Origin of the sequence: Nostoc sp. (assembly GCF_036917975.1) — a bacterium.
Taxonomy (GTDB): domain Bacteria; phylum Cyanobacteriota; class Cyanobacteriia; order Cyanobacteriales; family Nostocaceae; genus Nostoc.
The window spans coordinates 1-20,180 of record NZ_JBALEJ010000005.1 but is presented as its reverse complement, the minus strand read 5'-3'; the positions used below and the strand labels follow the sequence as shown (position 1 = coordinate 20,180).

Here is a 20,180-nt window from a genome sequence, read left to right as displayed (position 1 = left end):
ACTAATTAGGAATCACCGCACTTGGTCGCAGCCAGTAGTTCAACTCTGGTGCTGTAAATGCTTGGCGGATTTCTTTTCGTTCCTGATTCAAAACCATCGGACGCTGTACACCAGCAAGAAACTGCACATCATAAAGTTCTTGACAACCAATGGTGAACTTCAGCATCCCCACTTGCTGCCCATTTCGTAAATCCACGACTGCTACACCACAGAGCAACTGCTCAAACCGTTGGGTAATAGGCAACCCACCAAAAATATGCCGTTCCCGAATTTGGCATAGTCCCACTAGGGCGTAATAGCCCACGCAGCACAACCCACGCAGAAATCCAGGCAGCACACAGACTACCTGTTTGTCTCCTGATTCTGGGTGAATACGCCATATTTCTCCAGCACCAGAGTTGAGTAGCCACAAAAATCCGTCATGCCAGATTGGGGAATGGGGCATTGATAATCCATCTACAATAATTTCATTACTCTCCACTTCCATCACGACCCCACCGTTGGCTTTACCTGGTCGCCACCCACCGACGCTATCCGTTGCACCGAGGGCAGTCACATACTTGGGTTTGCCATCCACCATCGCTAACCCATTCAGGTGGCAACGGTCTTCTGGCACTACTTCAGAAATAAATTTGGGATGCCAGCGCGGTACAAAGCTAAAGTCTGGACTCAAGGTGGAAAGACACGAAAAGCGGGTGTTGACAATCCACAGCCCTTCTCTGCCAAATTCCAGGTCGTGAATGTTTAGGTCGCCTGTAAAATATGTCATCCGTGGCAGATAAAGGGCATCATAGCGTCCGGGCTGGTCTTCTAAAAACTCATAAGCTAATACCGGAGCATTGGCTAGTAAACAGACTTCATGCTGGCTAGCCAGTGCTAAACGTGAACCATGAACCGCTAATCCCATTGGTTTGGAAAATTGGCGTAACAGCATGGTTATCTGTTGACCATTCCAGCCCGCAACTGCCAGTTTTCCAGCTTGGTAGGTGGTGATGGCAACTGAGCCTCCGGCTTGACTCAGCCAGGAGATAAATCCCTGATCGGCATCACACTGAATTAAGTTATTCTCTTCTGGGGCAGTAGTGGTAGAGGTGGCTAACATAAATAAGTTGAATTAAATTTCAAATTTTGTTGGGGAAATTTCGATAAATCGCTCGCTACGAATCTCTCAGAATTAAGGACAAAGACGATCAGGCGTGCCATCATTGTCAATAAACAAACCTGCACCAAAGACAGAACCCAAAAGAGATAGTCTCTAGATGGCAGGTCATACCACAATAAAGCTGCACTGTATCTAACTTTGCAGAGATTTTGAATTTAGTTTTTATAGTTTCCTAGCCCTAAATCTAATTTTGCAACCTATTGTTATATTAAAAACTCTTTATTCAAACAAAATCTGTATATATACTGAATATGTAATTTGCTTAAAACTTTAATAATTTGCAAGCTGGAACAGTAGAATTTATTTGTATAGAAGCGATTTTTGTCGTTAGTTTTAAGAAAATGCGTAGGTGTGTAGCTCATCACAAACATTGCTATTGAATGTATTAAATATTGAAATAAAACTAAATGTAGTTAAGTAGTTATTCACTTACAATGAGTCAAAGAGTGTTCCACGAAATAAATGATGTTGTGATTGCGGGAACATCGCAATTTTGTAGATTTACCAAAACCGTTACTTGTCATTGCGAATGAAGCGTACCCCTACGGGGATCTTGCTACGCGGTAGCGTTTCCAAGAGTTGCAAAATAAAGCGATCGCAACATCTGTAGTTTGCGATTGCTTTGCTTCACTGCGTTCCGCTCGCAATGACAAATTATGTTTTTACACATTTGGGATGCTCCCGTGATTGCGAGCAAAGCCATTCATGTCAACTTAATGTGAAAGCAAGCCTAGTACCGCAAGGCGGAATTCAAAATTCAAAATGACGCTCGTTCGCGTAGCGTGTCGCAGACAAGACTCGCTAACGCTGCGCTAACAAAATTCAAAATGAATACAGCGTAAGGTTTTCAGGGATTTAGAATGGTATATCTATTTACGCCGTGCTGTACTAGAACCAGCTTTTAGATATTGTCTCGTTCCCAGTCTCCGACTGGGAATGCCGTCTTAAAGGCTCCGCCTCCCTTGCTGGCGGCTCTGCCGCTTTTGAGTTGCATTTCGCGACTCTGGCTGGAAACGAAGTTTTAAAGCAATACCGTTCAGTTAGCGCCAAAAACCCCTCAGATGCGTAGGTTGGGTGGAGGAACGAAACCCAACATTTTCGAGGGTTTGTTGGGTTTCACTTCGTTCTACCCAACCTACGATTATCCTTAACTGAACCGTATTGAGTTTTAAAGGAGTTTCAACTTAAGTTGACACCATCTGTAAAGCAACGCCTGAAATTACTGCTAAAAAAAGATTATAAAAATAAAATTGCTATCTGAATCTGAAAAATTACCTAAAAAAGCTTTTTTGGGTTTGCCATTTGAAGTATAAGGCGGAGGTAAGATTATGCAACAAGATTGTGGTGTGACGGTATGGTTCACTGGTTTGAGTGGTGCAGGTAAAACTACTATCTGTAAATTCGTGGAGAAGGAATTGCGGATACAGGGACACAGAGTTGAAGTTCTGGATGGCGATGCGGTACGTCAAAACCTATGCAAGGGGTTGGGTTTCAGTAAAGAGGATCGAGAGGAAAATATTCGGCGCATTGGCTTTGTTGCTCACCTTCTTACCAGAAATAATGTAATTGTTTTGGTTTCGGCAATTTCACCGTACCGCGAAATTCGGCAAGAAGTGCGCCAAAGTATTCCATCTTTCGTTGAAGTTTACGTCAATGCATCGTTAGAGGTTTGTGAACAGCGAGATGTAAAAGGGTTATATAAAAAAGCAAGAGCCGGGGAAATTAAGCACTTCACTGGTATTGATGATCCTTATGAAATACCACTCTATCCTGAAGTCGAATGTCAAACTAACCAAGAAAGCGTTGTTGAAAGTGCAACTAAGGTTTTGGAAAAGCTGCAAGAGTTGGGTTATGTAGTTGCTAATTGATTTATGAATTACAGCAGTTTTCATGTATTTGAACTACATCTGTCGTAAGGGCACAGCATTGCTCATTGGTGTCAACTTAAGCTAAAACCCTTTTCAAATCTCGTTTCTAGCCTCTGGCTGGAAATGCAACTCAAAAGCGCCTCTGCCGCCAGCAAGGGAGGCGGAGCCTCAACGACAGGCATTCCCAGTCTCCGACTGGGAACGAGGCAACATCTGTCGTAAGGGCACAGAAATGCTGTGCCCCTACCGCATGGTCTATTTACCTGAAAATAGCTGTAAAGAAAGTTTTAACTCATAACTTTTACTACGATGCTAATAATTGCCGAATTAATCTAGCTACAGCCTTTTGCGTGAAGCGGTTGGCAATTTGTTGACCTAAACGTTGTACATCTGAATTTACCAATAACTGAGCAATTTGTGATGCTAGTTGAATTGGATCAAAGCCTTGTGTTTCTCGGAGAATACCTAATATACGTTTGATATGCTCTAAGGTTTGTTGTTGCTCAACTGTCGCTGCTGGAGTTTCATTAACTGCTGTCAATCCTACCCGTTCCCGCAACAGGGAGGTAAAGTTATGCAAAACATTTTTACTTAAAGCATCCAGTCCGTTAACAGATTCATCTACTAGTTTGTCACGAATGAAAGCGCCGCGTTCAGATGACAGAAATTCTATGCCCTGATTCAGCACTAAATTAAAGTCGTAATCTTGACTGTTACGCGCATTTTTTAACAAGTTTTCTAAGCGATTCCAGCGAAATCTGCCATCTTTAAATAGCAAATCTTGCAATGATGCTCTTAATTGCGGTGCTGGATCTGTTAAAAGGCGTTTAGAAACGTAGGGATAAGCTTCGCTGAGGACTTTAAAGTTGGGATCTATAAATATTGCAATACCTTCCAGCGTCACGAGGGAACGAATAATTAAGGCGTAGTAGGGTGGTACGCGGAAAGGATATTCGTACATCAAAGCCGATAGTTCATCAGTGATGCTTTTAATATTAAGATCGGCAACACTGGCTCCTTCGGCATCAGCAAAGACTCTCGCAAAAGCTGGGATAATTGGTGTTAAATCGGTTTCTGGTGATAAGAAATCTAATTTAACGTAGTCTTTTGCTAATCCTTCAAAGTCGCGGTTGACAACGTGGACGATCGCTTCAATTAAACCATAACGCTGTGGTGGCTTAATCTCGCTCATCATCCCAAAGTCGAGATAGGCTAGTTTACCATCTGGTGTTGCTAACAAATTACCAGGGTGGGGATCTGCGTGGAAAAATCCATGTTCTAGCAACTGACGCAGCGAACATTGCACACCCACTTCAATGAGGTAACGAGCATTTATGCCTTGGGCACTAATTTCTGCTGTCTGGGTTAATTTTGTACCGTTAATCCACTCCATCGTCAAGACGCGACGATTGGTATATTCCCAGTAAATTTTCGGTACGTATATGTCTTTTATATGACCGTATAGCTCGAAGAATCGTTCAGCATTTTCGCCTTCGTGGATGTAGTCCATCTCTTCAAAAATGCGATCGCCTAATTCATCGAGAATCCCAACTAAGTCACTTCTTACCCGTTTGACCTTTTTCTGCACCCAACCAGCGAGGTTACGCAAGATATATAAGTCAATGGTGATTCGCTCTCTTAAGTCGGGGCGTTGGATTTTAACGGCGACTTCTTCACCAGTTTTTAGCTTACCTTTATAGACTTGGCCCAAAGAAGCCGCAGCAATTGGCTGGGCCGAGAGTTCGGCGTAAACATCTTCTGGAGGTGCGCCTAGTTCTTCCTTGATAAACTGGTAAGCAATTTCGTTGGGAAAGGGTGGTAATTGGTCTTGTAGCTTAGTTAATTCTTCTAAGAAGACGGGAGGAACTAGATCCGGTCTGGTGGACAAAGCTTGCCCAATTTTGATGTAAGCAGGCCCCAATTGAGTCAGCAATACTCGTAGCTGAGTGGCTCGGCGGCGGTCATTTTTGACGACAATTCCCCGTTTACCATCCGACCACAACCCGAAAGCAAAGGATAGAGTCGGCCCCAGCACAGCAAAAATTCGCTGTACAACTTGCAGCGGTCTGCTTTGGTAATGCGCCGCTATAGCCACGGGATCGTAAAGCGTCTCAGGTTCGGCTGTTGTCCTTACCTTTTGGGCACTTAAGAGTCTTGGTGATGTGTGCGACGAGTCTATCTGCGGCACAACCAAGCTTTGTCTACCATTTTTTTCTGGCACTATATCAATAACGTCCAGTTCACCCCGGCGATTTGTGCCGTTGTGACTGTCCTCCTGAATCGGTCGGGAACTAGGGGGAAGTGTCTTAACAATCATGAAAAAGGCCACCAGTCAGAACGATCACATTAAGTATTGTAACAATATGTTTAGAAATTGGGAATGGGGCATTGGGCATTGGGCATTAAGGTTCAACTAATTTTTTTTCTAGCCCCCAGTACCCAGTACCTAGTCCCCAATCCCCAGTCCCTACTAGTTTGTTACACTGAAATGAGCATACTAGTACAACACGGCGTAAATAAACCACCCCTTCGGGTGACGCTCGCAGACTCGCTAACGCTGCGCTAACGGCAGTTCCTCATGGGGGAAACCCCCAAGACCGGACTGCCTCACCATTCAAAATTAATGAAACGCTTACGATCTATTAATTTTGAATTTTGTTAGCGCAGCGTTAGCGAGTTTTGTCTGCGACACGCTACGCGAACGAGCGTCATTTTGAATTTGGAATTCCGCCTTGCGGTACTAGTCCAATAGTAGTAGGTATTGCTAGTTGCTGAAAGATTATACTTATTGTCCTGTAAATTGGAATTATCCGGCATCTGCCCTCATGGAGAATTTGGCTTGATGTTGCTCTGCCTACGAATTGAAAACTTTGCCCTAATTGACCAACTGGAATTAGAATTTGGCGCGGGACTAAATGTGTTGACAGGTGAAACCGGCGCGGGAAAATCGATTATCTTGGATGCCATTGATGCTGCTTTGGGCGGTAAAGTCTCTAGTCGAGTCATTCGCACGGGGACAAGTCGGGCGATGGTAGAAGCGACTTTCACCTCAAATGCACCTCTAGCGGCTTGGTTGACTGAACAAGAAATAGATTTGCTTGATGAAAATTCTGTAGTCATTAGCCGAGAAATCACGGCGACTGCTAGTAATATCCGTAGTCGATCGCGGGTGAATGGTGTGTTGGTAAATCGGCAGATTATGGGAGGAATGCGCGATCGCTTGGTGGAAATCACAGCCCAAGGTCAAACTGTACAAGTGGGACAATCTGCCCAAGTCCGGGACTGGTTAGATTTATATGGTGGCGACTCCTTGATGCAGCAGCGTCATAAAGTTGCTACAAGCTTTAGTACTTACCAACAGGCGCATTTAGCACTAGAAAAACGCCGGACATCAGAACGGGAAAGGTTGCAACAGCTAGATTTGCTCACTTATCAAGTGCAAGAATTGGGAGCAGCCAATCTCAGCGAACCGAATGAATTGGAACAGTTGGGACAAGAACGGGAACGCCTGAATCATGTCGTCGATTTGCAACAAATGAGTTACAAGGTTTATCAGGCTTTGTATCAAAACGATCATGAAACTCCCGCCGCCGGAGATTTATTGGGAGACAGTGAGGCGATATTAAATGACATGGTGGAATATGATGCCCAACTACAACACCTGTTGGAATTGGTGCGGGACGCGCAAGCTGCGGTAATGGAAGTGGGAAGGCAGATTAATGCTTATGGGGACGGATTGGAAGCCGATCCGCAGAGGTTGGAAGAGGTGGAAGAACGGATTCAGGAATTAAAGCAAATTTGCCGCAAATATGGGCCGACACTGACAGAAGCGATCGCATATTACCAACGTATCCAAGGAGAATTAGCCCAACTGAACGACAGCGAACAATCTATTGAAAACTTGGAACAGCAAGAAAAAGCGTGTTTTGAAAAACTCACCCAAGCAACTAATCAGTTAACTCAACTGCGGAGTAAAGCAGCTGCTAATTTAGAGTCACGTTTGATAGCTGAACTCAAGCCCCTAGCGATGGAAAAGGTGAAGTTCTTGGTTGAAATATTACCAGCTTTCCCAACTGCGATGGGAGCAGATAAAATTACCTTTACATTTAGTTCCAACCCTGGAGAACCACTGCAACCGTTAACGGAAGTTGCCTCTGGCGGGGAAATGAGTCGCTTTTTATTGGCGCTGAAAGCTTGTTTTTCTCAAGTTGATGTGGCTGGAACAATGGTTTTTGATGAAATTGATGTTGGGGTTTCGGGAAGGGTAGCCCAAGCGATCGCAGAAAAATTACACCAGCTAAGTCAACGCAATCAAGTATTATGTGTTACTCACCAACCTTTAGTTGCGGCAATGGCGGATCGGCATTTCCGCGTAGATAAGCAAACTATTAATCAAGGCAAGGGTAAAAAAGCCAACAATGTCAATGCTGAACAGCGTACCGTTGTTAGAGTTACTGCGTTGGATAATTTAACCACACGCCGGGAAGAACTAGCGCAGTTAGCTGGTGGTAAATCTGCAAGTGATGCGATCGCTTTTGCCGAATCTCTGTTATTACAAGCTGCTAACCACCGTCGTGGAGAGCATACTTGAGCGAAGAGCTAGGGCAATACTGCGTAGGTTTTGGAATTTCTTGGTTGAGGCAAGCTGTTCTTGAGCAGAGGGAGAAACGGAGGCAGGAGGAAGAAAATATATTTTTTGCCCTCAGCAATCAAGGGTTTAAAGCCCCTAAATTTATTTATCGTGATGTGTATTAACGAAAATGTGTTGTTTCAGGCTTTTCTAAATTATCCTTATGATTGCCAATAGACCACGCTGTAGGGGCAATTCATGAATTGCCCCTACGAAAAATATGGTTTTTGACCTCTTACATATTTGACGTTTATTGTCAATGTGTAAGTCCTATTAATTTTGAATTTTGAATTCGGAGCGTTCGCCCTTAGCGTCTCGTAGAGAAGCGACATGATTGTTAACCCATTTGCGCCAGTTGTAGCACAACAGCAAGCTATAGAATTACTCACTCAAGCTGTCAGACAAAATCGGGTTCCTCCAGCTTACCTATTTGTGGGGCCAGATGGTGTCGGCAGAAGTTTAGCAGCCAGATGCTTTGTGGAATTGCTATTTTCTAGTGGGATGGAAGTTACTACGTCTTTACAAAACCGTTTGCGTCAAGGCAATCACCCAGCTTTATTGTGGGTGCAACCAACGTACCAACACCAAGGACAACGATTAACAGCAGCAGAAGCAGCCGAAAAAGGACTCAAGCGTAAAGCACCACCTGTAATTAGACTAGAGCAAATTCGGGGAATTACTGAGTTTTTAGGTCGTCCGCCCTTAGAAGCGCCGAGAAATGTGGTAGTGCTGGAGGAAGCCCAAACAATGGCAGAAGCAGCAGCCAATGCTTTACTTAAAACCTTGGAAGAACCAGGACAGGCGACGTTAATTTTAATTGCACCTACACCTGAGTCTGTATTGCCGACTTTAGTATCACGCTGTCAACGCATTCCTTTTTATCGCTTAGATGCACAGTCTTTGGCTGTTGTACTCACACAAACAGGTCATCAGGAAATTTTGCAAAATCAGGCAGTATTGAGCATAGCAGCTGGCAGTGCCGGAAGTGCGATCGCATCTTATGAGCAATTACAAGCTATTCCCCCGGAGTTACTCGAAGACTTGAAAAAAACGCCTAAATCTTACCGTAACGCCTTGGAGTTAGCCAAAAAAATTGATAAGGATTTAGATACAGAAGCACAACTGTGGTTAGTTGATTATCTTCAGCAATTTTACTGGCAGCAGTGGCATCAATCTAGTATAATTAACCAACTAGAACAATCTCGTAAACACTTGCTTTCTTACGCTCAACCACGACTAGTTTGGGAATGTCTACTTTTATCTGTGTATCAAAAATCAAATTCTATTTCCCAGACTCATCGCTGAGTGCAATTGTATTTCTATAGTTCTTCATAAAAGTCTCAGTACAATAGACATCTCCGATAAAGAATGTAGAGACGTAGCATTGCTACGTCTCTACAAGGGTTCTGGGTAATGCATATTTAATTTCTGGAGATGTCCAATATTTAATTAATTCGTAGCGAAATAAATTAAGCAAAACTCTGCGTTCCTACCCTGCGGGAAGGCGTTCGCGTAGCGTCTCGTAGAGAAGCGCCTATGCGTTTACTTTGCGTCCCTCTGTGTTTCAAAATATTATAATGTCTTGTTCATCCTCTATCGTCAAGTTCATAGCGAGTGAAGGTATTGTAATAAAAGCGATTCCTGGATAAAACAAAAAGTTTATATGACCTCAGTTTCTCCTCACAAAAAAGCCAGAGCCTTAAAACCTACCAGCCGCCGCCCTGCGAAAGAACTGTGTAGCGAGTGCGGACTATGCGATACATACTATATTCATTATGTCAAGGAAGCCTGCGCTTTTATTAATCAGCAAATAGGCGAACTTGAAGAAGAAACGCACACGCGATCGCGCCATCTTGAAAATCCTGATGAACTCTACTTTGGTGTTCACCAAGACATGATAGCGGCGCGAAAACAACAACCCATCGAAGGCGCACAATGGACGGGAATTGTTAGCAGTATTGCCATTGAAATGCTCAATCGTGGCTTAGTTGAAGGTGTCGTCTGCGTGCAAAACACTAAAGAAGACCGCTTTCAACCCATGCCCATCATCGCCCGGACTCCAGAAGAAATACTAGCAGCGCGGGTAAATAAACCAACACTTTCACCTAACCTTTCGGTGTTGGAACAGATAGAAAAATCGGGGATGAAACGACTATTAGTAATTGGGGTTGGTTGCCAAATTCAGGCATTACGAGCCGTAGAAAAACAACTTGGTTTAGAAAAGCTGTATGTTTTGGGTACGCCCTGCGTAGATAATGTTAACCGCGCCGGACTGCAAAAATTCTTAGAAACCACCAGCCGATCGCCTGATACAGTTGTGCATTACGAATTCATGCAAGACTTTCGGGTTCACTTCAAACATGAGGATGGCTCATCTGAAACCGTGCCTTTCTTTGGCTTGAAGACTAACAAACTCAAAGATGTCTTTGCCCCATCTTGTATGAGTTGCTTTGATTACGTCAACTCCCTAGCTGATTTAGTCGTTGGCTACATGGGCGCACCCTTCGGCTGGCAGTGGATTGTAGTGAGAAATGACACCGGTAAGGAAATGCTAGATTTGGTGAAAGACCAGTTAGACACTCAACCAGTGACATCTAAAGGCAACCGCAAAGAAGCCGTGCAGCAAAGTATTCCCGCTTACGATCAAGGCGTTACTCTGCCGATGTGGGCAGCAAAACTGATGGGTGTGGTGATCGAAAAAATCGGCCCCAAGGGTCTAGAATATGCGCGGTTTTCCATTGATTCTCACTTTACTCGGAATTATTTATATGTGAAGCGAAATCATCCAGAGAAATTAGAAGCGCATGTTCCAGAGTTTGCCAAGCGTATTGTTGGGCAATATAAGTTACCAGAATAGGGGGCATTGGGCATTGGTTATTCTTCTTGTCCCCCCGTTCCCGATTCCCGATTCCCAATTCAATACAGTTCAGAATGAGCAACAAAACACTTGTAGAGACGGCGATTTATCGCGTCTCGAAAACCCAAAATTGTTACCAGTAACCCTTAACCCAAGCGTATTGATTCCCGATTCCCAATTCAGTTATAACTACTAGCTTGACGAGTAAACATCAAGTGATACTGTCCGCCTAGTGCTATGAGTTCGTCATGAGTGCCTACCTCGATAATTTGACCGTGTTCTAGTACTACTACTCGGTCTGCTAGTTTGGCTAAGGCGAGGCGATGGCTGACTACAACGGCTATTCTCCCCTTCGCCAAGCTGTGCAAAATGTTGTAAATCTCATGTTCTGTTTTCGGATCAAGGTTCGCTGTTGGTTCGTCAAGTATGACTAGTTCGGCTGGAGACAGTCGCAGCAAAGCACGAGCGATGGCTAATCTCTGCCATTTTCCCCCAGATAGATCAATACCACCTTCTAGCTGTTTGCCTAAGAGGGTTTCTAAACCGTGATCTAGCTTTTGAATGACTCTAGCCAAACCAGCCTCAGCGATCGCTTCCGTAATCGCGGCATCATCCTTCATTTTTGGTAAATTCCCAAAGGCAACATTCTCCCGTACAGTAGTCGGAAAACGAGCGTAATCTTGCATAAATACATCAATATTCTTCTAAGGGTAGCGATGCCTACGGCGGGCTACGCCTACGTAATTCTTGCCCATTCCAAATAATCGCACCTTGACTAGGATCGTAAAGGCGACATAATAGCTTTGCTAATGTGGTCTTACCAGCACCATTCTCACCCACTAGTACAATCATCTCGTTGGGGTGAATCGTCAGGTTGATGTTTTTCAAGGTTGCGCGGTCGCTATTGGGATAGGTAAAAGATAAATTTTTGATGTCAATACCTGTCTGCAATGCTTCAGACTTAGTTGTATTCCCTTTTCAGTCAACTGCACCAAATTCAGCAAATCGGGTGTTTCAAACAGGGCAATATCTTCAAAAGTGGCAACCTTCTCAATAGATATTCAACAGGCACTCAAATACGCCGCTTGGGTTGTTTCCGATCAAACTCAGATAGTCCCAACTGCTTGAGGAACACCTGTGAATGCTGATATCAAGCTACTAGCAGACATGAACATTTCACCTCAGACTGTAGCTGCGTTGCAAGGTGAAGGATGGGATATTATTCGCTCTTGGTGAAACTTAAACTTAAGTTGATTGTGACTGAATCATCCACACCAAAATACCTAAGATTGGCTCTACTGGCGGAATTAAATATTCAGTTAAATCAATAGTTATAGTGCTATCCTCCAACTTGAGGAATGTCCACAGATTGCCACTAGTAACACTACCGTAGATAGTAGCAATAGGTTTTTCGTATTTGAAATTAAACCTTTGGGCGGCGATCATTTCTGCGATACATTGCCCCAAACCACCTTTAAGATTTTCCTTTTTGGCTTCCACAATCACCACTGCTGGAGCTTCAATAAATAACTGTTCTGGCGAAATGCTAATTAGAAAGTCGCAAAATCCCGCCAGTCCAACTTCTGGTTCTACGTTAAATTCTTCTCCCGAAAAAAAACTGATTTGTCTGTTGAGAATTTTTCGGACTTCAAACAATATTGGACTGATAATCAATTCTGATCTAGCTTTCTCAGAACCCATTGCAATTGCTAGCTGGATACTTTCTGCTAAAAATTCAGCCAGTAGAGGACTAGGTGAAATTGGTTCTATAGGAGGTAAAAATCGCCCACCTTCTACTAAGGTGAGATTAAAGTCTTGTTTTACTTTTCTTAAAGAAAACTCTCTATAGGACATCAAGTGTCTCCTAGTGACATCCCCTCTCCAAATCGGAGAGGGGTTAAGGATAAAGTTACGCCGGATAAATCCGCAATCTGCGATTTGGTTCTTCACCAAAACTATGCGACTTGAGGCGATAATGTTCTACCAACTCATGTTGCATTTTGCGGACTTGCGGGGAACGCGGCAATAACTCCACTGGCTGTCCTTTTGGAATCACAATTTGCTCAACAGCAAGTCTAGCTTCTTCCAAGGCATCCATCTCATCATCGCTACCATTGTGCAAAAATAATTGCAGTTCTAGGTCATCGGCCATTTCTGGATCGTCGATGTTCAGCAACCGCCGCAAACCACGGGTAATTTGGGGAATGGTGCTGGACTTAATCATGTGGATGGGTACATGACGCGCTTTGGCCATTTGGCGTAATTTGGCGTGATTTTTGACGTGCGATCGCAGTGCTAAAATTGCATCAGCACTATCTATGTCTTTTGTCAATACCACAGGCAAAGTTAGCACGCTAATCACCTGTTCTAGTTGGTGACGGCTAACGCCATAAGGGTAAACGTGCAATGGCAAATCTTCACCATTAGGCCCTGGCTGTCTGGTAGCAGCATCTAAATCAATGCTTTCAGAATAATTGAAGGATTCATCCAGCAAACGATCAAACTCACTGCGCCCAGTTAACCGCTCTACAGGCAATTGTGGCAGTGCTACCATTTGTCCAGATGAACGCCAGCCATTAGACGGTCGCGCCGGTGGAAAAGATTCTTCCACTGTCCCTAGCTGGCTACCGCGACCATTGACAACAGCTAACTGGCGTGTAACACCAATCTTACCCTGATCATCAACGGTTCTTGTTTGTGGGGTAGGCTGACGACCCCGCAACAGATTATCTACGGTGTCAGCGACACTTTCGTGTACTGTCCAGCGTTGGCGTTCCAACATTTCCACAGCAATTTCAAAGGTAGGCGGGGCTTTCCGTTCTAAAACAGTCTTTTGAGAGCCTCGCCGTCTAGCTTCATCGTCTCCCAGCGTCACAGCTTGGATACCCCCAACTAAATCAGCCAGGGTGGGGTTTTTAATCAGATTTTCGATCTGATTTCCGTGAGCAGTACCTACCAACTGTACACCCCGTTCCGCAATGGTACGAGCCGCTAAAGCTTCCAGTTCCGTGCCAATTTCATCAATGACAATGACTTCTGGCATGTGGTTCTCCACTGCCTCAATCATCACCTGATGCTGTTGATTTGGATGAGCTACCTGCATCCGCCGAGCGCGACCAATGGCGGGGTGAGCAACATCACCATCCCCAGCGATTTCGTTGGAGGTGTCAATAATGACCACTCGCTTATTTAGATCATCCGCCAAAACACGGGCGATTTCCCGTAAGGCGGTAGTTTTGCCCACGCCTGGACGCCCCAGCATGAGAATCGATTTACCAGTTTCTACCAAATCGCGGATCATGCCAATGGTTCCGAATATCGCCCGACCAACGCGACAAGTTAAGCCAATAATCTTACCCGTGCGGTTGCGGATGGCACTGATCCGATGCAAAGTTTGCTCAATTCCTGCCCGATTATCTCCGCCAAAGGTTCCAACTCGTTGAATGCAATCATCTATCTGTTCTTGAGTAACGGGTGCTTCGCTCAAATACTCAGCTTGATTAGGAAAGCGAGCCTCTGGGCGACGACCCAAATCTAAGACCACTTCAACTAAACTATCTCGTTTGGGATGACTCTCTAGTACTTGTCGCAGGTCTTGGGGCAAAATGTCTAATAACTTTTGGAGATCGTCTGTAATCGTCATGCTTTCTATTGGTCGGTGACGTTTTTAGAGATAGTGAGGACATTTGCGTGCAGGAGTACCCGCCCTGGGTATTTTTCCGAACGAGCAATTAATGCTCCTGCTGTGACTTGATCTGGGAAACGAGAGAATGGGCAAGTTCTACAGCTTGCCAAAGTAATACCTCATCTTCTTCTAGGCGAAGATTCGCCTTCACATTAGTGTTACTTACCTCCTTATTCTCTAACTGTTCGAGAATTGGTGACAGCAGTACACGGGCGTAGCTACCGTAGGCGACTCCAGAAATTTTGGATTTTGGATTTTGGATTTTAGATGGTGGATTGGCATCTTCTAATCCAAAATCTAAAATCGGCAATCTAAAATCGTTCAGCAATTCCATTGCCTTTAACTTAGCAACGGTATAGCTATTTGTGCCGCCTGCTAACTGCACATATCCCGGTAACTTAGCTGCCAAAACTTTTTGCCCTAATTTCACCGTGGCTATTGTGGTGCCATCGCCAATATCACCACTCATAGAACGACCATCGGTTTGCCAAATTAAAGCACTCTTGAGTGGGGTAATCAGGTCATAGATAGCTCTTAGGTAGTCAGTCATCCCCTCGCCATCGGGACAACTGATGGCTAGTAACTTTAGTTGATCGGCCCACGGTGAAATTGTTTGCCATAATTGTTCAAATTCTGCCAACCGCCCGACTTTTGTATGGATTTCTACGGCATCTACTCCCGTTGACATTACCAATGGCGCGATCGCTCCCGGCGTTGACATGTATGAATTTGTATAAATTATATCATAAGGACAAATTGGTATACAACGACCACAGCCGTAACATTTTTCCGATACTACTCCCGAAAAGTCTTCTTTTGTACTATTAAATACAATTGCTTGTGCTGGACAAATCCGTTCACAGGGTCTAGAGCAGTCTGTTGGACACTCAGTAGGATTAAATTCTGCTTTCCGAAAATGGGGGTCTTCTCCATCATTCAGGCTGACCATCAAAAAAGGTGAGTTGCCTTTGTAGTCAAACCCTCGTTTTTGGGCATCTTTAGCCAAAGATTTGGCTACAAGTAGCCCTGCTTGCGCTGCTGCAATCACTGCCGGATCAGCTGCAACATCTATGCAGTCAGCGCCCGCCAAAGTATAGGCTAACGTTAAACTTCTGACTGCCGGCAAATGCTGGAAGCTGGCTCCGCAGATCAGCTTGAACCAGTCACCTTGTTTGAGAGATTGTAAAGGGGCGAACAGATCAGTCACTATTCTATTATGCGTTTATACGACTAAAAATAGTAGTCTGTGATCAAGAAAAAGTCTGGATTTTCTGATTTTGGGGATTGGGGATTGGGGACTGGGGACTGGGGATTGGGGACTGGGGATTGGGGATTGGGGACTGGGGATTGGGGATTGGGGATTGGGGACTGGGGATTGGGGATTGAGGACTGGGGATTGGGGACTGGGAATTGGGGATTGGGGACTGGGGATTTTAGTTATTAATTATTCTCCTCTGTTCCTCTGCTCTCCAATCCCGCAGTTGGGTTAGGAAGGAGGCCAAGATAGATGATAACTGTATTTTTTGTGGAAGACTCTGCTGAAGACAAATTTGTATATCGATGCTTCCTGGAGCGGGATGAGCAGTACAGCTACGATATTTACGAATTTGAGTCTGGCGAGAAGGCATTGCAAGGCTGTCAAGAGAAAATACCGGATGTAATTCTATTAGACTACCGATTGCCAGATATAGATGGGTTGGAATTTCTCAATCAGCTACAACGGCAAACCCAAGGTAGCCAGACATCTGTGATTATGTTAACTGGGCAGGGGGACGAAGCGATCGCAGTCCAAGCGATCAAGAGTGGGGCGCAAGATTATCTAGTCAAGGGAAAATTGACCCCTGATAATTTACGTCGAGCGGTTTATGGGGCGATCGAGCAGTGAAGCTATTTGCAGCCTCTAGTAACTCCCGGTTCGCCCATTTTAAATTGAGTTAGAAAAAAGCTGAACGATTTAGTAGGGGTTCTAATCTACAATACAAATGTACTATAATTCCACCTTTGCGCGTAGTTTACCGCCGTAGGCATCGCATAAAAATAGAGTTTTTAGAACAGGGTGGTAGTTCAAGGTAAATTTAGGGGAATGGCTAAAACCATTACTACACCAAGATTTTCTGTTTTTCGGCAATTTCTCGAACTCCAAAAAAAATGAACGAACCGGGAGTTACCAGTTATCACGACTGGACAAGGTTTAGAGTTCAACTGCCATTGAATTTGTAATTGCATTAGTCATTTGTCATTTGTCATTTGTCATTGGTTATTTCCCCTCTGCTCTCTCTACTCCCTAAAATAATCCAAACTAAGTCAAAATCTAAATAAACGCGATCGCTTCTTACCGACAATGCAGATTAACCAAAGTCTCCATACAGCAATTCTTGTGACTGACTTAGAACGCTCCGAGCAATTTTATGGCAAAGTATTGGGATTATCTAAAATAGATCGTTCCTTAAACTACCCTGGTGCATGGTATCAAGTCGGCGACTACCAACTTCACCTGATAGTTGCACCTGTTGTCCCCACAGAAAACCCAAACGAAAAATGGGGGCGCAATCCCCACATTGCTTTTTCTGTTGCTGACTTAGACACCGCCAAACAGGAATTACTCAATCATAATTATTCCATTCAAGCCAGCGCCTCCGGTCGCCCTGCCCTATTCACTCAAGATCCCGATGGGAATATTATCGAGTTAAGTCAGCAGTGAGGGGATTGGGGATTGGGGACTGGGGATTGGGGAGATCAGGAGAATAACCTATCCAATGCCCAATGAGTAATGACAAATGACAAATGACAAATGACAAATGACAAATGAAAATCATTGCCTACTCTTATACCGATCCACTATTAGAATCTTCTCCCGATCAAGGCGATTGGGGATGGGAGGTGGATCGGGTTTATGAAGATTTGGGCAAGCCAGAGTCTTCTGGACGATCGCAATTACAACAATTATTCACCGATTGCGAAACTGAAGCAGCAGATTATCTCCTGATCCGTCGGTTGGAAGAATTGGGGGATACTGTAGAAGAAATTAGCGATCGCTTAAATCAACTCGAAGTCATGGGAATAGCTGTAATTGCCACCGAACAGCCCTACACTTCCGAAAATTACCCTCTGGGCGCTGATTTGCTGAATTTGCTACACGCAATCCAACGTCAGCAACGTAGTCGTCGCATCCGCCAAGGACACGCCCGTAATCGTCTTGAGGTTGCACCACCACCAGGCAAAGTTCCCTACGGCTATCGCAGAGGTAAGGGAAAATATACCATTGACCGCAGTACTTCACCAGTAGTCAAAGATTTTTTTGAACATTTTTTACTCTATGGTTCCCTGCGGGGTTCAGTTCGTTATCTGGCAAAAAAATACGGTAAGAAAATCTCTGTCACCACCGGAAGACGCTGGCTAACTAATCCAGTCTATCGCGGCAATACAGCTTACCAAAATGGCGAAATTATCTCCAATACCCATATTGCGATCGTTTCTAAAGAAGAAGCTGCCCAAGTTGACCGACTTTTACGCCGTAACAGCCGTTTACCATCTCGAACTGCTAGTGCGCCTCGTTCTTTGGCTGGGTTGGTTGTTTGTGGTAAATGTCAGTCACATCTGACAATTACCCGTGTTACCCAACGCAACCAAGATAAAGAGTATCTTTATTTACGTTCTACTAGCTGCCCCCAAACCCCCAAGTGTAAGGCTATTCCTTACCAAGAGGTGTTGCAACATACAATTGAAACAGTTTGCCGTGATTTACCTCTGGCAGTAGCGGGGATGAATTTTCCCCAATTGGATGCAGTCAAGAATAGTTTAGGACAAGCGATCGCTCGTCAACAAGAAATACTTGCTCAGTTACCCGCTTTAATTGAAACTGGAATTTTAGATGCCGAAACAGCAAAGTTAAGGACTTACAAACTCCGCACAGAAATATCTGCACTCGAAGCAAAGTTGGCGACTCTCCCCCCGGTTAACTTACGTTCTGTTGCTCAAGCTGTTTCAATACCACAATTTTGGTTAGATTTGTCAGAAACAGAGCGACGATTTTACTTTCGAGAATTCATCAGGCAAATTGAGATTGTTTTTCAGAATAAAGAATTAAAACTACAAGTTATTTTTATTTTTTAAATTACAGCTATTTTCAGATGAAGAGTGCTGAGTATGGTAAATATACCACGGGGTAGGGGCACAGCATTGCTCATACGTGTCAAGGAGGCAGGAGGCAGGAGAGGAGCCACCCACAAGGGGTGGGGCTTGAACCTTCCCCCAAAAATGTTAATCGCCCACAAGGGGCGCGGCTTGAAACCCTCTTGGCTTTGTCAACTTAACGCGAAACCGCTTGTCCGCCGGGAATTTCAATTCCCGTCTCATAGCTAAAGCTGAAGATCAGTGACATACTCCACACACTCCCCTTTCAGGGTGAGTGTGGGCTTCTCAACGACTCCTCTATGAGGACATTAATTGAGCTTTAAGGGCGTGTGTCCCACGCGCCTTTATGTTTAGAGAGGCATTTAGATCCCTACACAAACCGATATTACAATTAGGGCAATTGTGCATTCTTTGAGATAACGGCTTTTTAACCTTGTGACCACAAATAGAACATTCAAGGCTAGTGCCATTTGGGTTTACAGCTATTACTTTTAAACCAGCATTTTCGGCTTTGTTTGAAAGTATTGTTATAAATTGTCCCCAACCAGCGTCATTAATACTTTTAGCTAGTCTTGTTTTAGTCAGTCCTTTGATATTCAATTTTTCAACAGCTATGACATCATACTTATCAAGTAGTGATTTAGATATTTTAAAGTGAAAATCTTTGCGAGTATCAGCAACTTTTTTGTGCTTGACACCCAATTGTTTAATTGCTTTTCTACGTCGGTTAGAACTCTTTTTGCGTCTTGATACCCTTCGCTGTGCTGACTTTAATCTACGTTCAGCTATTGGTACGAAATTTTCATTTTGCCCTTTGTTATTTTTCGACCTGAATACAGGATAACATAATATGTATCCATTGTGTAACCAGAATGAAAAACAAACAATTAAGGTTGAGAATGTCAGAACGTCGGTTTAATAAGCTTCAAAATTATGCCATTTACGCAGATAAAACCATGACTCAGGTGATTGATGAACTCATTGACTCGTTGCCAAACACAGAAAATGGCAATTCCTTATCGACCCACTGCCCTGTCAATCCTGCGGATTGAATTGGTTGTAGGTCAATTCGTCATTGCCCAAAAATTCATCTCGTCACCTACCCTTCGGGTAGGTGACGAGATGAATTTTTGTTTAAGCTAAAAATCTCCAGTCTACTGAAGTAGACTTTTTACTTTTTACTTTTGCCTTATTCGGTGATGTTCCGACGGAGGGTTTTGATACTCCTATTTTCACTCTTCAGTAGACCTCTTGCAAAAGTTTTTTGTGATATAATATTTGGTTTGAATTTCTAAGTATAATTGCTGAGTTAAAAATGAAATACTCTCAAACCAAACAATTGTCTTCCACAAAATTTAAACGACTGACAGGAGTTAATCGTAAAACTTATCGATTGATGGTTCGTATAGTTAAAGGTAAAAAAGCATTGCACAAAAAATCTGGACGTCCTCCGGAATTAATTGTGGAAGATCAAGTTTTAATGGTTCTTCAGTATTGGAGAGAATATAGAACTTATTTTCATATAGGGCAAGATTTCGGAATTGCAGAATCGACAGTTTGTCGGATAGTTCATAACATTGAAAACATTTTAATCAAGTCAAGAAAATTCAGTTTACCAGGGAAGAAAAAATTATTAAATACAACTGGAGCAGAGGACTTAATTGTCATGGATGTTATGGAAAGTCCGATAGAAAAACCACAAAGACATCAAAAAGCATTTTATAGTGGTAAACAAGAAGAACATACTTTAAACCCACATTCCGCACTTCATGATGTAGTATATAAAGTTACGTAATTCCGTTCTGATACGAGTAGATAAAAATACTCATAAGCTTTAAGTAAGT

18 protein-coding genes and 1 pseudogene are annotated in these 20,180 nt (G+C 43.7%); 10 read left to right on the top strand and 9 right to left on the bottom strand.

Translation table 11 applies throughout. From position 1 onward, the window contains the following. Position 1: 1 nt before the first annotated feature. A complete protein-coding gene (locus V7K76_RS01990) occupies positions 2-1,102 on the bottom strand; it encodes a TIGR03032 family protein (protein ID WP_334775192.1) in 1,101 nt (366 codons plus the stop codon). A 1,388-nt stretch (positions 1,103-2,490) separates the two neighbouring features. On the opposite strand from V7K76_RS01990, the gene cysC reads away from it, so the two are divergent. After that, the gene (cysC, locus tag V7K76_RS01985) at positions 2,491-3,030 is read left to right on the top strand and encodes an adenylyl-sulfate kinase (protein WP_334775193.1); all 540 of its coding nucleotides are present in this window, start codon (positions 2,491-2,493) and stop codon (positions 3,028-3,030) included. Positions 3,031-3,334: 304 nt separating this feature from the next. Here the strand turns inward: cysC and V7K76_RS01980 are convergent, their stop codons facing one another. Then, a complete protein-coding gene (locus tag V7K76_RS01980; protein WP_334775194.1) occupies positions 3,335-5,347 on the bottom strand; it encodes an ABC1 kinase family protein in 2,013 nt (670 codons plus the stop codon). A 525-nt stretch (positions 5,348-5,872) separates the two neighbouring features. On the opposite strand from V7K76_RS01980, the gene recN reads away from it, so the two are divergent. From recN to V7K76_RS01965, 3 genes are all read left to right on the top strand, one after another. Beyond that, positions 5,873-7,621, top strand: coding sequence for a DNA repair protein RecN (gene recN / locus V7K76_RS01975; protein WP_334775195.1), 1,749 nt, complete (start codon positions 5,873-5,875; stop codon positions 7,619-7,621). A 369-nt stretch (positions 7,622-7,990) separates the two neighbouring features. After that, positions 7,991-8,965, top strand: coding sequence for a DNA polymerase III subunit delta' (locus V7K76_RS01970; protein ID WP_334775196.1), 975 nt, complete (start codon positions 7,991-7,993; stop codon positions 8,963-8,965). Positions 8,966-9,323: 358 nt separating this feature from the next. Then, positions 9,324-10,517, top strand: coding sequence for a Coenzyme F420 hydrogenase/dehydrogenase, beta subunit C-terminal domain (locus V7K76_RS01965; protein WP_334953399.1), 1,194 nt, complete (start codon positions 9,324-9,326; stop codon positions 10,515-10,517). A gap of 179 nt (positions 10,518-10,696) precedes the next feature. Here V7K76_RS01965 and V7K76_RS01960 read toward each other — a convergent pair whose 3' ends face one another. From V7K76_RS01960 to ldpA, 5 genes are all read right to left on the bottom strand, one after another. Next, positions 10,697-11,203, bottom strand: a complete 507-nt coding sequence (locus V7K76_RS01960) for an ATP-binding cassette domain-containing protein (RefSeq protein ID WP_334953401.1) — start codon at positions 11,201-11,203, stop codon at positions 10,697-10,699. A 34-nt stretch (positions 11,204-11,237) separates the two neighbouring features. Next, entirely contained in the window at positions 11,238-11,468 is a 231-nt protein-coding gene (locus tag V7K76_RS01955; protein ID WP_334775200.1) for an ATP-binding cassette domain-containing protein, read from the bottom strand. A 294-nt stretch (positions 11,469-11,762) separates the two neighbouring features. Continuing rightward, a complete protein-coding gene (locus V7K76_RS01950) occupies positions 11,763-12,371 on the bottom strand; it encodes a hypothetical protein (RefSeq protein WP_334775201.1) in 609 nt (202 codons plus the stop codon). A 55-nt stretch (positions 12,372-12,426) separates the two neighbouring features. Further along, complete coding sequence (locus tag V7K76_RS01945; protein WP_334953404.1) at positions 12,427-14,160, bottom strand: R3H domain-containing nucleic acid-binding protein; 1,734 nt, start codon at positions 14,158-14,160, stop codon at positions 12,427-12,429. Positions 14,161-14,248: 88 nt separating this feature from the next. Continuing rightward, entirely contained in the window at positions 14,249-15,409 is a 1,161-nt protein-coding gene (gene ldpA, locus V7K76_RS01940) for a circadian clock protein LdpA (protein ID WP_334775203.1), read from the bottom strand. A gap of 39 nt (positions 15,410-15,448) precedes the next feature. Between ldpA and V7K76_RS01935 the strand changes: the two genes are divergently transcribed. Both V7K76_RS01935 and V7K76_RS01930 read left to right on the top strand, forming a co-directional pair. Further along, positions 15,449-15,646 (top strand): hypothetical protein, encoded by a 198-nt coding sequence (locus V7K76_RS01935; protein ID WP_334775204.1) that lies wholly within the window; start codon positions 15,449-15,451, stop codon positions 15,644-15,646. A gap of 63 nt (positions 15,647-15,709) precedes the next feature. Next, entirely contained in the window at positions 15,710-16,087 is a 378-nt protein-coding gene (locus V7K76_RS01930) for a response regulator (protein WP_334775205.1), read from the top strand. A gap of 179 nt (positions 16,088-16,266) precedes the next feature. Here V7K76_RS01930 and V7K76_RS01925 read toward each other — a convergent pair whose 3' ends face one another. After that, the gene (locus tag V7K76_RS01925; protein ID WP_334775206.1) at positions 16,267-16,428 is read right to left on the bottom strand and encodes a hypothetical protein; all 162 of its coding nucleotides are present in this window, start codon (positions 16,426-16,428) and stop codon (positions 16,267-16,269) included. 115 nt (positions 16,429-16,543) lie between these two features. On the opposite strand from V7K76_RS01925, the gene V7K76_RS01920 reads away from it, so the two are divergent. Together V7K76_RS01920 and V7K76_RS01915 are read left to right on the top strand one after the other, a co-directional pair. Further along, entirely contained in the window at positions 16,544-16,903 is a 360-nt protein-coding gene (locus V7K76_RS01920) for a VOC family protein (RefSeq protein WP_334706020.1), read from the top strand. A gap of 104 nt (positions 16,904-17,007) precedes the next feature. Beyond that, positions 17,008-18,315 carry a recombinase family protein gene (locus V7K76_RS01915; RefSeq protein ID WP_334775207.1) on the top strand — a complete coding sequence of 436 codons (1,308 nt, stop codon included), beginning with the start codon at positions 17,008-17,010 and terminating at the stop codon, positions 18,313-18,315. 318 nt (positions 18,316-18,633) lie between these two features. Here the strand turns inward: V7K76_RS01915 and V7K76_RS01910 are convergent, their stop codons facing one another. Then, positions 18,634-19,125 carry an RNA-guided endonuclease InsQ/TnpB family protein gene (locus tag V7K76_RS01910; RefSeq protein ID WP_335029643.1) on the bottom strand — a complete coding sequence of 164 codons (492 nt, stop codon included), beginning with the start codon at positions 19,123-19,125 and terminating at the stop codon, positions 18,634-18,636. A 110-nt stretch (positions 19,126-19,235) separates the two neighbouring features. Here V7K76_RS01910 and V7K76_RS01905 point away from each other — a divergent pair, with 110 nt between their 5' ends. Both V7K76_RS01905 and V7K76_RS01900 read left to right on the top strand, forming a co-directional pair. Continuing rightward, positions 19,236-19,388: a hypothetical protein gene (locus tag V7K76_RS01905; RefSeq protein ID WP_334775208.1), complete on the top strand. Its 153-nt coding sequence runs from the start codon at positions 19,236-19,238 to the stop codon at positions 19,386-19,388. A gap of 263 nt (positions 19,389-19,651) precedes the next feature. Next, positions 19,652-20,086: pseudogene (locus V7K76_RS01900) on the top strand (transposase family protein); the annotation flags it as partial. Positions 20,087-20,180: the final 94 nt, after the last annotated feature.